This window comes from Leptospira bandrabouensis (genome assembly GCF_004770905.1).
Taxonomy (GTDB): Bacteria; Spirochaetota; Leptospiria; order Leptospirales; family Leptospiraceae; genus Leptospira_A; species Leptospira_A bandrabouensis.
The window spans coordinates 1,580,334-1,592,602 of record NZ_RQHT01000014.1 but is presented as its reverse complement, the minus strand read 5'-3'; the positions used below and the strand labels follow the sequence as shown (position 1 = coordinate 1,592,602).

At 34.7% G+C, this 12,269-nt stretch carries 15 protein-coding genes; 5 read left to right on the top strand and 10 right to left on the bottom strand.

Annotated features, from left to right (window positions below):
* Positions 1-139: 139 nt before the first annotated feature.
* Both EHR07_RS14680 and EHR07_RS14675 read left to right on the top strand, forming a co-directional pair.
* Positions 140-1,093 carry an alpha/beta hydrolase gene (locus EHR07_RS14680; RefSeq protein ID WP_135745747.1) on the top strand — a complete coding sequence of 318 codons (954 nt, stop codon included), beginning with the start codon at positions 140-142 and terminating at the stop codon, positions 1,091-1,093.
* Between the two features lie 9 nt (positions 1,094-1,102).
* A complete protein-coding gene (locus EHR07_RS14675; RefSeq protein WP_238840150.1) occupies positions 1,103-1,696 on the top strand; it encodes a DNA-3-methyladenine glycosylase I in 594 nt (197 codons plus the stop codon).
* Between the two features lie 127 nt (positions 1,697-1,823).
* On the opposite strand, the gene EHR07_RS14670 is transcribed toward EHR07_RS14675, so the two are convergent.
* Both EHR07_RS14670 and EHR07_RS14665 read right to left on the bottom strand, forming a co-directional pair.
* On the bottom strand, positions 1,824-2,210 hold the full coding sequence (locus EHR07_RS14670; RefSeq protein ID WP_135745745.1) for a nuclear transport factor 2 family protein: 387 nt from the start codon (positions 2,208-2,210) through the stop codon (positions 1,824-1,826).
* Positions 2,211-2,301: 91 nt separating this feature from the next.
* The gene (locus EHR07_RS14665) at positions 2,302-2,661 is read right to left on the bottom strand and encodes a MarR family winged helix-turn-helix transcriptional regulator (protein WP_238778425.1); all 360 of its coding nucleotides are present in this window, start codon (positions 2,659-2,661) and stop codon (positions 2,302-2,304) included.
* Positions 2,662-2,893: 232 nt separating this feature from the next.
* On the opposite strand from EHR07_RS14665, the gene rnk reads away from it, so the two are divergent.
* Positions 2,894-3,310 carry a nucleoside diphosphate kinase regulator gene (gene rnk / locus EHR07_RS14660; protein ID WP_135745743.1) on the top strand — a complete coding sequence of 139 codons (417 nt, stop codon included), beginning with the start codon at positions 2,894-2,896 and terminating at the stop codon, positions 3,308-3,310.
* A 172-nt stretch (positions 3,311-3,482) separates the two neighbouring features.
* Here the strand turns inward: rnk and EHR07_RS14655 are convergent, their stop codons facing one another.
* From EHR07_RS14655 to EHR07_RS14615, 8 genes are all read right to left on the bottom strand, one after another.
* Positions 3,483-4,103 (bottom strand): glycosyltransferase family protein, encoded by a 621-nt coding sequence (locus tag EHR07_RS14655; protein ID WP_135745742.1) that lies wholly within the window; start codon positions 4,101-4,103, stop codon positions 3,483-3,485.
* Between the two features lie 55 nt (positions 4,104-4,158).
* Positions 4,159-5,232: an OmpA family protein gene (locus EHR07_RS14650; protein WP_244288952.1), complete on the bottom strand. Its 1,074-nt coding sequence runs from the start codon at positions 5,230-5,232 to the stop codon at positions 4,159-4,161.
* Between the two features lie 19 nt (positions 5,233-5,251).
* Positions 5,252-6,427 carry a thiolase family protein gene (locus EHR07_RS14640; protein ID WP_135745741.1) on the bottom strand — a complete coding sequence of 392 codons (1,176 nt, stop codon included), beginning with the start codon at positions 6,425-6,427 and terminating at the stop codon, positions 5,252-5,254.
* 72 nt (positions 6,428-6,499) lie between these two features.
* A complete protein-coding gene (locus tag EHR07_RS14635) occupies positions 6,500-6,967 on the bottom strand; it encodes a MarR family winged helix-turn-helix transcriptional regulator (protein WP_135745740.1) in 468 nt (155 codons plus the stop codon).
* Between the two features lie 114 nt (positions 6,968-7,081).
* Positions 7,082-7,711: a DUF2306 domain-containing protein gene (locus EHR07_RS14630; protein ID WP_135745739.1), complete on the bottom strand. Its 630-nt coding sequence runs from the start codon at positions 7,709-7,711 to the stop codon at positions 7,082-7,084.
* A 108-nt stretch (positions 7,712-7,819) separates the two neighbouring features.
* On the bottom strand, positions 7,820-8,014 hold the full coding sequence (locus tag EHR07_RS14625; RefSeq protein WP_135745738.1) for a hypothetical protein: 195 nt from the start codon (positions 8,012-8,014) through the stop codon (positions 7,820-7,822).
* Positions 8,015-8,032: 18 nt separating this feature from the next.
* Positions 8,033-9,490 carry an NAD(P)/FAD-dependent oxidoreductase gene (locus EHR07_RS14620; protein ID WP_135745737.1) on the bottom strand — a complete coding sequence of 486 codons (1,458 nt, stop codon included), beginning with the start codon at positions 9,488-9,490 and terminating at the stop codon, positions 8,033-8,035.
* 339 nt (positions 9,491-9,829) lie between these two features.
* Positions 9,830-10,069: a hypothetical protein gene (locus EHR07_RS14615; protein ID WP_135745736.1), complete on the bottom strand. Its 240-nt coding sequence runs from the start codon at positions 10,067-10,069 to the stop codon at positions 9,830-9,832.
* A gap of 255 nt (positions 10,070-10,324) precedes the next feature.
* On the opposite strand from EHR07_RS14615, the gene EHR07_RS14610 reads away from it, so the two are divergent.
* Complete coding sequence (locus EHR07_RS14610) at positions 10,325-10,717, top strand: STAS/SEC14 domain-containing protein (protein WP_135745735.1); 393 nt, start codon at positions 10,325-10,327, stop codon at positions 10,715-10,717.
* Positions 10,718-10,726: 9 nt separating this feature from the next.
* Positions 10,727-11,992 carry a methyl-accepting chemotaxis protein gene (locus EHR07_RS14605; RefSeq protein ID WP_135745734.1) on the top strand — a complete coding sequence of 422 codons (1,266 nt, stop codon included), beginning with the start codon at positions 10,727-10,729 and terminating at the stop codon, positions 11,990-11,992.
* The last annotated feature ends 277 nt before the right edge of the window (positions 11,993-12,269 follow it).

The window sequence follows — 12,269 nt, the reverse complement described above, 5'->3', positions numbered from 1 at the left end:
TATTTAATAAATTTATGTGACAATTTAATTACAAAAGCAAAGAAGAAGAAAGGAACAAATCGAATAAAAAATAATATAAAAGAAGTTCGCTAAACTAATTTCATTTACGAAAGAATCGAAATTTTTTCAACATGAATCAATGAATCCCGCTACACCTAAAACTAAAAATTCTAAGTACAAGGAAGAATTTATCACAACCAACGGTGTCAAAATTCATGTAGGAATTTGGCCTGGAAAAGGAAAAACAATCATTTGCTTGCATGGATTATCAGGAAATCTATACTCAATGAGACCTCTAGCAGAAAGATTATACAGCAAGGGATACAAAGTGATCTCTTATGATTTAAGAGGTAGAGGAAAATCTGACAAACCGCAATCAGGTTATGGATTCCAAAATCATCTTGCTGACCTAAAAGGAATTCTTAAACACTATAAAATCAAAAATCCCATTTTCTTTGCTCATTCCTTTGGTTGCATGATTGCACTTCGTTTTGCAATCCTATATCCCAATGATTTGAAGGCAATGATACTTATGGACGGTGGAGGACTTCTATCTCTATCAAAAAGACTACAAGTCTTGAAAGTGTTACAACAATCCTTCGAAAGATTAGATGTCATATATTCTAACATTTCAGAATACTTAAATTTAGTAAAAAACTCTCCCCTAGTTCCAACCTGGACCAATGAAATCGAAGAATACTTCCGACGGGAACTAGAAAAAACAAACAATGGTTATGTATGCCACATGCCTAAATTTGTGATGGAAGAAGAACTCAAAGAAATGGGTGGATCTATGCACAAGAAAAACATTCTCAAATATTTACTAAAAAACCCCAAAAGAGTAGTCTCGAAAATGATTGAAAACAAAAAATTAGAATTCGAAAAAATACAATCACCAACCTTAATCCTGCGAGCTACTGAGATGAATTTATTTCCAAAAGATGATTTATTACCAAAAACATCTTTTTTATCTATGTTAAAACGAATTCCATTTGCGAAAGGAGAAGAAATTAAAACGAACCACTATGGAATTCTTTTTGAAAAATCAATCGAAAGAGACAAAGTCATTGAAAAATTTTTAAAAGAGATCTAAAATATAAAAGTGGAAAAAATCCGTTGTTCCTGGTGTCTCAAATTCGACCAATATATAAAGTATCATGATGAAGAATGGGGTGTTCCAGTTCACGATGACCAAACCCACTTCGAATTTTTAATTTTAGAAGGTGCACAGGCGGGGCTTAGTTGGTCTACTATCTTAAAAAAAAGAGAAGGTTACAAAAAAGTTTTTGAAAACTTTGATCCTAATAAGGTTTCAAAATTCACAGATAAAAAAATAGAATCTATCCTTCTCAATCCAGCCATTGTACGAAATCGCCTAAAGGTAAATGCGGCGGTTAACAACGCAAAACGGTTTTTGGAAATCCAAAAAGAATTTGGTTCTTTTGATATCTATATCTGGAGTTTTGTAAACCATAAACCAATTATCAATCACCGAAAAAGTTTAAAAGAAATTCCCGCAACAACCAAAGAGTCAGATGCGCTTAGCAAAGATTTAATCAAACGTGGATTTAAGTTTGTTGGTAGCACTGTAATGTATGCACATATGCAAGCATGTGGGCTTGTCAATGACCATGTCGAAGATTGTTATCGCTATAAAGAAGTTAGTTCTCTTTCACAGACACTAACTAAAAAATAGCCTTTCCTATTTCTAACAGAAGACAAAAAGATTATTTTTACAAAAAAAAGAGTTGTGAAGTATATTTTCATACAACTCTTCTGAAGTCAAATTAGTAATGAAAAAATTTTACACCTTTACATTACTTTCATTTTTTCTCAGCCACTACCACAGCCTTGATCAGCTTCCATTCTCTCTCTTCAAAATAAAACGTATACATTGATTGAAATTTCATTACATTACTTTCCAAATCAACTTTTACAAACCCAAACTGATCTATAAAATCTATCGAATGAATATGAACTTGTCTTTCTACTCCTCCGATTTTTCCGTCTTTTAAGGATTGAATATAATTCGTTTTATTCGAACTAAAAACTTGGCCATTTCCTTTAATATAAACACTATCTGCATAATCAGAGTGAAACTTCGACTCGATTTCTGAAACATTCCTTCCATCGATATTTTTCATGATAAAGAGAAACTCTTTTCTTAAAGATTCCTCATTCTTTTCTGCTACAACTTGATTTGTGATCATAAATCCTCCTAAAATCACTAAAAATCCAAATACATTTTTATTCATGCATACATAGCATATTATTGCTATAGCAACAATATGCTTAAAAAAATCAAACTAATGATTCCTCATAAATTTGATCAATGATCCTCTTAAAAGTTTTAAAGTCATGCGAAGATAGTTTTTTAAACATTCGTTTGCGTTCCTCCGTAACTACAGCAACCATCAATTGGTAGATTTCGGATCCTTTTTTTGTTGGAAATACTTGATTTTTCCGACCATCCTCCGGATCAGATTGAATTTTTATCCAACCCTTTTCTTCCATATTTCGCAATGCCCTTGCCATAGACGGTCTATCATCAAAATCCCTTCCCAAATCTGATTGGCTACATCCTGGTTGTTTCATCAAACGAACCAAAACAAACCACTGCTCTGGATACAACTCAAGCCCATTGGCAGACGCTAATCTCATGAATTGACGCCGCAATGCTCGCACAGTTCGATAAATAAGATAGGCGTATGAGTTTTCTAAATCAAACGGGTCGTTCATTTTGTTGCTATAGCAACAATAAAACAAACGATTACAAAGTCAAATAAAATTCCATTATTTTGAACCAAGATATATACCTTAGACTATCTATCTTGACACCAAATCCTTATTATTTATAGTCTAAAGTTTTTGCACAAACAAAAAGGAGTATAAAATGAACACAAAAAGTAAACTTTGTATCACCCATTTTGACTATAGCCGATTAAAACAAATGATTTCGGATTATACCAAAAGAAACAAAATGGATCCAAACATAAAAGACCTACTCGGTGAAATAGAAAGAGCTCAAAAAGTGGATTCACAAACAATTCCACCAAACTTCGTAACCATGAATTCGGTGATTGAGCTTAAAAATTTGAACGAGTTAGAGTTCCAAGAATTTAAATTGGTTTTCCCTGAAGAAGCAAACACAGAAGAAAATAAAATTTCTGTATTAGCACCTATTGGAACAGCGATCCTCGGTTACAAAATTGGAGACGTGATTCAATGGAAAATTCCAAGCGGTGTAAACCAATTCCAAATTACAAACATCAAATACCAGCCAGAAGCTAACGGTGATTACCATCTGTAATCAATCTCTTTTACAGATATCACTTTTTCTTTTGGCGTTCCCAATTTAATTCTAAAAGATAATCCCTTAAAATAAGGGTCGGGCTCCTCCGGGGTCCGCATTCGCTTCCGTCTGCCTTCGGCAGACCAAGCCCTACGGATCCACTAACGCAAGTCATATATACAAAAATAATTTACCTTTGGTATAAAGAGTATAAAAACGAAGATGGCAATTTTAAAAAATATCCCAACTTTAAAATTTGATTCAGTATCGACTGTTTTATAATTCCATTTTTATTATATCTGTGTGCTGAGGTAATGGCATAATATGGTAAAAGATTTGGCCAAACAACTTTACGAAATTTTAAACTAAGTTCTGTATCTTCAAAGATTGATTGTATTTTTAAGTCAGAATTCCAAAGCCTCTTATCAAAAAAAATACAATGGTCAAGATAAACAATTCCCTTCTGTTTACAACGAATGAAATTGGAATACCAGGATATAAAACGTAAGATTAGATGTTCTTTGTCAAATTGATGTAAGAAACCTCCCCAACAAATTTCACGTTCTTTTTGACAACTCAACTCGATTAAAACATCTATTGCTTCTTTTGGTAAATACGAACGTGGGTGATGAAAAAGTATCATGTCTCCTTTGGATTTATGAAAGCCAATGTTTAATCGTTCCGCACGAGAAACTCCCGCCAATTGATTGATGGAAATAATTTCCACCTTGGGATGATTCTCCAAACCTAAAAGGGATTTTTGAAACAGAGTATTCTCTCCGTTGTCTGTAGGAATCACAATGCTCAACATCTGTTTGTATTGATTCTATCATGAGAAAACCAATACAAACAAGAAAAGCGAAAATTTACTCTTTTAGAAGGTAGATATGAATTGTGGAAGGAGATTCACCGGCTAATTCTTTGCTAATTCCGCTAGATTCGCGATCAGAGATAAATGTGCGAATTCGATTTTCATCGATGGATTCCTTACTTAAAATCTGTTTTACTTCATCAAAACGACGTTTCACAAGACGAACCTGGTAGGCCAAATCACCGGTAGTTTGCGATTTACCAACCAACACAACTTTAAATGGTTCTTCTGACTTTAATATTTCTCGGGATAATGCAACGAGTTTGGATTTAGATTCTTCTGTAATCTTATAATCATCAGGAACAAAGGAGACCATTTGTATGGGTGTAGTTTGGCCATCTGGTTTCCAATAAGATAACTTTGAAACGGAATGGTCCGAATTAGATTCATTTTTTATGGAATCCAAAACCACTGACTTTGGACAATACACTTTAATTTCGGTAGACGAGTTAAAAGATAATAGAAAACCCAAAGTTGTTACCAAAATATCCCAAGGTTTCGCATAAGATCTAGATTCCAAAACAAAGGAGTTAGCCTGTTTGGATTCAGAGTCGGAATTTAAATTATGGGTGTATAAGGGCAATAGGAACAATACTCGATAATTACGTTCTTCAGATGTCATCTCACAGCCATTTGTTGGATTGATAGGCAGATGGCGCTTTTCTTCTAAAGGGATTCCTAAGGAATTACAAGAAACTGCCAGAAAACCAACGAAAAGAATTAGAACTAAACTATGTTTACAATTTTCTTTTTGTATTACCATTTGGAAGTCGTTTTCTTTGTGGTCAAATTTGATAAAATCAATTGGTGAAAACTTGGCAGAGGTTAATCCAGATTCGGTTTGGTATACAAAGTTGTTATTTGCATACATATCCAAAATCAAAGTATCCCTGTTTCCTTCGGGTAAATCCAAAACAATAAGACCATCCTCATTATAACGATCCATCGAATATTCATCATCTAAGTATTCAAAATCCAAACGATCGGTAAAGGGAGCCGTTAATAAATTTTGTTTTCCATATTGCGGATCTGATTTTCCAGGAAATAGGCTGCTCTTTCTATCATCCAATCACCTAATCAATACAAATTTAACCCGATAGATTTTCTAAAACCAAAGCTATGCCTTGGCCCCCACCTATACAAAGAGATGCCACACCGTATCGTAAATTTTTTCTTCGTAGTTCATAGGCAAGTGTTAATACTACACGGGCGCCACTCGCACCAAGAGGATGACCAATGGCAATCGCACCTCCATTGACATTAGTTTTTTCTGGATTTAACTTCATCTCCTTCATAACGGCTAACGTTTGCGATGCGTATGCCTCATTGATTTCAAACAAATCAACATCTTCCATACGTATCCCCGCATTTTGTAAAGCTTTGGGAATCGCAAATATAGGACCAAGTCCCATTAGTTTTGGATCACAACCAACATTCGCATATCCCAAAATTTTTGCTAATGGTTTGAAATTCTTACTTTTAGCCCATTCCTCCGAGGCTATCAAAAGAGAGGCAGCTCCATCATTTATCCCTGATGAATTTCCTGCGGTCACACTTCCGTCTTTCATAAAAGCAGATGGAAGTTGTTTCAATTGGTTGATACATGAAACACCTCGGATTTGTTCATCCTTTTGGACTAAACTGGAATTTTTACCCTTAGTTAAGACGGGGATTATCTCTTCTGATAAAATCCCTGATTCAGTTGCTTTTTCTGCGCGAACTTGGGAAACACCAGCCCAATCATCTTGATCCAACCTTGATATAAAAAATTGTTTTGCTATGTTCTCAGCAGTATTCCCCATGGTAAGGTCTACAAAAGTATCAGTTAAACTATGAGCCAAACGATCCTCAATCACTGTATCGCCATATTTATTTCCCCACCTAGCATTCTTTAGGACAAAGGGGGCATTACTCATGGATTCTGATCCACCAACTAACAAAAGATTATTTTCTCGAGAAAGTATCTTGCGGGAACCTATGATGATACTTTCCATTCCAGATCCACAAAGGCGGTTGACTGTGAGCGCACTCGAACTTTCACTCAGTCCAGATTTAAGACCAATATGCCTGGCCAAATAAGCAGAGTCCTTATCATCTTGGATCACATTCCCATAAATCGATTCCTCAATTTCGCAAGGGTCTAAACCAATTTTCCGAATTGTTTCTTTCGCTGTAATGACTCCTAGTTCGGAAGCACTATAATCTTTAAGTCCACCACCAAATTTCCCAAACGGAGTCCGAACTCCATCAATTAATACAACCATGATCCTCTCCTATTATAGTGTATATACACTATATATTCATAAATTTTAAATAAGTAAAACCAAGTAAACGATTCATACATTTTCCAAACCGATTTGTAAAGTTGGAAGATCCCGTAATTCGGAAAGAATCTTTAACGTTTGTTTGAATTCAGATTTTCCTAAGTCTTCCATAATTGTTTTTTGGATTTCCTTCCAAAATTCGATAGCTTTTGTAAGTTTTTGTTCCCCTTTTTTTGTAAGTGATATACCCTTCACATTTCCAATCTCTTTTTTTGTTATAGCGATTAGACCATCTCTACTTAAAATTTCCAAACTCCTTTGTAATGTGGTTCGATCAATATCCGTGAGACGCGCAAGATCTGAAATACTGGGATCATTTTCATAGGCTATGCTTGCAAGCACTGTAAATTGAGTGATGCGAAGTCCAGTCGGTTTTAACTGTAAATCGTAATAACTAGTGATGAGCCGACTTGTTCGCCGGAGACTTAAATTCAAACAGGACAATCCGATTTGTTTTAAGTCTTCATGTGTGAAATTCATTTCAAACTGCCTGTAACTACAGGCTGTGTATATGCACCATACTGTCAATCAAATTTTAATGCTAATTTTTTCGGAATTCAAATGCCAAAGATAGGAATCATAAAGACTACCAATTTACAAATTTCTTTTTCGAATGAGCCATTCGGCAAAAACAAAATTGATAAACCAACCAGCACCCATCATTAAATCTCTGGGGACTCCGGAAGGATCTCCCCCGACAAAGATAAACCAAGGTAGATGTGTAAAAACCTGTGTACCCGCCCCCATTCCAATCGCATAACCACGAATCATCCAATGTTTATGTTTGGATATATTCCTTTTTAATATAAAAATAAACCCAACGAAAATACAGAGAAACATCCATATTCCAACAACTAAACGGATTCCAAATAACCAATCTCCATCTGTTGGAACTTTAGGATATACCAGAGTGAGCCATAAACCTGAGAGTGCAGAAACAATTCCCATAAATACTAAAAATCTACCAGAAATTCTATGCCAAACAATATGTTTCGTTCGAAAACCTGGTGCAAATTGAAAGGCACCTAAAATGCTAAAGAACAATACTGCAAGTATATGAACAAGAACAGGAATCGGATCATTAAAAAATCTTTGGTTTTCTACCGTATAACCATTCCCAGTCATCACTTGATGAAAACGAATGCCGCCAGCAATGGCTGGAACCAAACTTAAAAAAAGGAGAGAGCCAATGATCCAATAGTCTTTTTTTGAATACTTTGCCATAAGAATTTATGGTTTATTGCTTTAACAAACCACGGATCAAGCAACCAAAAAAGATTTCCAGGAACAGTTTTCTTAAGAATGAATTATGAAAAAACTTATTTCATTCATTTAACGATGGGATTTAATAATCATCACCATCATACGAATATTAATCCAAATAAATCGAACCAATTGCCAAGGGAAAAAAGTTCTAAAGAATTTGGTGTATGTATTAGGAAGTGCTACAAAATCACCAGGTTTGTAAGACGCACTTAATTCCTTTTGGTCCAGAAGATATAATTCTACAGATTCATCTTGATTCATATTTTTCTCCGATAGTTCTTATTCAGGGATCAGCCACCAACCAGGTTTACATTTAGCTTTATACATAAACATATAATGTAGAACCATCTTGATCCAATGCCCCGCAAGGCCAATTTCACCAGTCGTATAAGTAAGAGACCTTCCCCATTTGGGATACTTTTTGAAATCGGGAACAATCGGATACACTGTCATCGAAACCGCAGTTCCAGAGAAAATACCATTTCCAGCAGAGGCAATACAAGCAGCACCCATCTCCGCCATGGAAGCCTTATGTTTTAGTTCCTTGGTTTTTGATTTGATTTGATGGGATATGTTTTGTGCGACAACCTTTCCCATAATCGCAGAAGGCATCCCTGTTCTTGGTGGTGTTGGAGAAATTTGAATTCCGTCGCTATTTTTCATCACTTTTGAAATGGGATGAGGAGGAGCAAAAGCAATACCTATCCCAAATAGATTCGCATAAAATGGTGATTGGTAAGTGCTGGGCCAGTCCTTAGAATCCCAATGTTCATAAGGTTTTGATTCATAGTTTGCATCCACTTTCATCATCCCATTGGCAGCAAACAATGTTGAGGTTATATCTTCTCCATTTTTACCAATTGCTTTCAAACCTACCCCACTAAAAGGAGGAATTAACATTGAAAAATCATATCTTACAAACCCATTTTCTCCTTCTAGTGTTGTATAAAATATTTTGTCTTTTTCAATTTTTGTCACATGGGCTCTGGTTTTCCACTGTATCCCTCTTTCAACAAACAATGATTCTGCGAATATTTTATTGCTAGTAATATACCCACCTTGTTCCAGGTGCATTCCACCCATCCCAAAATCACCTAACTCGTATTCATTTGAAATCCAAAGGATTTTGGCTTTCTCACGAATACCGGCTTTTCTAAGTTCATGGTCTACATTAAAAAGATATTCAAAAGCCGCACCTTGGCAAGTGCACATCCCATGCCCTGTTCCAAACACAAAATTCAATGATTCACCGTTCTTCATTCTTTGAATGTGAATTTGTAATTTTTCATTCGCTTCCTCTGCATGTAAATAAGTACAGACAGATACTGTATTACCTTCTTCAGGACCAAGTCCCGGCGTTGCAGAAAAATTCAACTTTGGTCCCGTGGCATTGATACAATAATCGTAACTGATCCGGTTGATTTGGCCTTTTGTTTCGGGTGCTGTCGATTCATATTCGACAAACGCCTGTTCGGATGTTTTATCACCCTCTGGATATAAATGAGTTACTTTAGCTTGGATGAATTGAATTTTAGTTTTATCATAAATAGGCTTTAGTGCAAAGGTAACTTCTTTTGGTTTCATAGCACCTACACCTACCCAAATATTGGAAGGAATCCAATTCCAATTGGCATTGGGAGAAATCACAACTACCTCGTGTTTTTTTCCCAAGTATTTTTTTAAAAGCGTAGCCGCTGTATGTCCCGAAATACCAGCACCCATAATTATAATTCTCATAAAAGTATACCTATACCCCTATATGTATATTTTTCAAAAGAAAAAGCAAGAAAAACTTTATTAACACAGACTCCTTTTATATATTTTTACTGAACATAGTTTAGAGATTCAATGGAAAAGGAATTTAGTTATCTTTTCTAATTTGAAAATGTTATTAATGGAATGATTCTAAAGAAAGATTATAAAGTGGATTTAAGTAAAACGTAGAACTAAATTCATCAGAAATCAAAAATGGCTTCCGTGGGCTATTTCTTACATAAACACATTACAAAGATTACAGAAAAAATCGGATCAAATCAGGGTATGAAAGATAACAGAGCAATGGGAAAATTGGCGCACTTATCCTTTCTTCCATCGAAACTTTACAACTTCCAAAATTTCATTGTAAATAGGCAAACTTAGATGGTATTCAATTAACGTTTTTCCTTCCCCAGTTATAAACTCTTTAAAACCCCACTCATAACGATTGGGATCCTTTCCTGAATCAAACCAATCTTTAAAAACCACTCTCTCACCTTCCAAAATAACTTCAATTAGGTGGTAAGGCTCGGTATTTTGCCAATATCTTTTGTCTTCCATATTTTCCCCAGATGCTGAATTGATTTAGCAATAATACATACTATTCTGATTTACTTAGTAAAATTTGGAAAAACCAATTTAATACAGTTCAATATAAAGCATTCGATTTAAAAACATTGTTCTTTCAAAGAAAGGAAATTTTTACTCAACCAAGCCCAGTTCCATTTTTAAAAAATTACTTCATTCGTATTAGAATTACCTTGCAAATTTCGTCTCAAAAAAATATGAATCAGATCAATTAAAAGGATAAATCGAATGATCATTTTTCAATGCCCAACAGCAGTAACAGAATATCTTGAGGATAAAAAGATCGTTGTTCTAACTCAGAATGGGAAAAACACGGGAGCCAATTTAAAAGAAAGCCTCAATAAAGGTGTTGAGGCGCTCATCCAACATAAAGCTGTCAAATGGCTATCAGACAACCGCAATATGGGCACACATACTGCAGAGGATGTGGACTGGGTAAACAACGATTGGACTCCAAGAGCAATCAAAGCTGGTTGGAAAAAATGGGCTTTGGTTCAACCACTGTCTGCACTCTCCGCTATGTCCGAAAAGAACCTAGTTGATTTTTTTGCCTCTAATGGTATCGAAGTCAAAATTTTTGAAACTCCTGAAGAGGGTTATAAATGGCTGGAGTCGGTATAGATTCCTTTCATGAAATATAGAAAATCCACTCAGTATCTCTTCCTCTCGATTGCATTAATTACAATCCAAGCCACTTCCCTGGGATACCAATCATTTGGTGTCTCAGAATTCAATTGGATTATGATTTCTTTGCAAACGGCAGGTCTTATTTTTTCAATTGTAACAATATTTTTTGCGTTAAACCAAATCAGAAATTACAAAAACCAGTTTTTGGTAATCAAAACTACGATTAACAATGCAATTAAAGGAAGTTTGTACATTGATCCATCTATTAAATCAAAACTTAATAAAAGGAACGAAGTTGATTCTATCCTACTTTCAATATTTGAACTTCTCCATATTTTTCAAGATATCATCACTCTTTTAAAGGATGCGACAAAAGGTCTTTCTATTTCGATCGATGATGCACAATTAGTCGATGATTCCTTTAATTCTAGTTTAAACCGACAAAAAAATTATTCTCAAAATTTAGAAGAAGCAGTTCGAAAAATGACAGAGAATATGACTAACATTGAAAAGGCTTCAGCAAATAACTACGAAACTCTCATCAGTGTTTCCGATAGTATCAAAGTTTTGTCAGATTATATCAATGAATCAGAAACAAACAGCAATCTATCAAAAAGATTAACATTCGGAATTTCAGAAAAAATCCAACAAGGAAACAAAGCATTAGAAGAAATGACCAACGTAATTGAAAACATTGCTCTAAGTTCTGGAAAAATTGAAGGTATGGTCATTGTTATAAAGGAAATTTCTGAACGGGTCAATTTACTGGCGCTTAACGCTTCGATAGAAGCTGCCAGAGCAGGAGAATACGGAAGTGGTTTTGCCGTGGTTGCTCAAGAGGTTTCCAAATTAGCTACACAAACTTCCAATAGTATCAAAGAAATTGACAATAATGTTAAACGGAATAAAGAAGAAGTAATACTGAACCGACAAAAAATCAGCGAAACTAATCAACTTTATAAAGAAATCATTAGTGAATTAAAAGAAATTTTTCAAAAGATTGATTTCATTTCTGAATCTGCAACTAATCAAAGTCAGATCAAAGAAAAATTGCTTTTTGAATCCAATCAACTTTCACAAATGTTAGCAGAAATTAAAGAAAATATTAAAGATCAAAATAATTCTCAAAAACTCATCTCTGATGTTGCACAAGCGATGGATTCTAGCGTCAAGACTACATTTTCCGAAGGAGAAACACTTTCCAAACTTTTGGAAAAAATTAAATCTACAACAGATGATATTGGCGGAGTCATTTTACTGTTCAAATAAAATTTCCAACTAAAGGTAACAAAATTCAAGTTTAGGGAAGTAACTTTCTTTTACTTCCTAAATACATTGAAACTACCGACTCTACGGAAAAGAGATTCACTTGGCCGACAACCTCTAAACTCACCAGTTTCGTACTAATCCGAAAGAAAAGAGACCCGACCGAATTCAAAATTTATTGCATGAATATTCAAAAAATTGTGCATTTTGTACATATTTTTTATGTTTTTCAAATTCTCACTAGTAACCAAAGCAGAAAAGGAAAAATTCCATCATAATA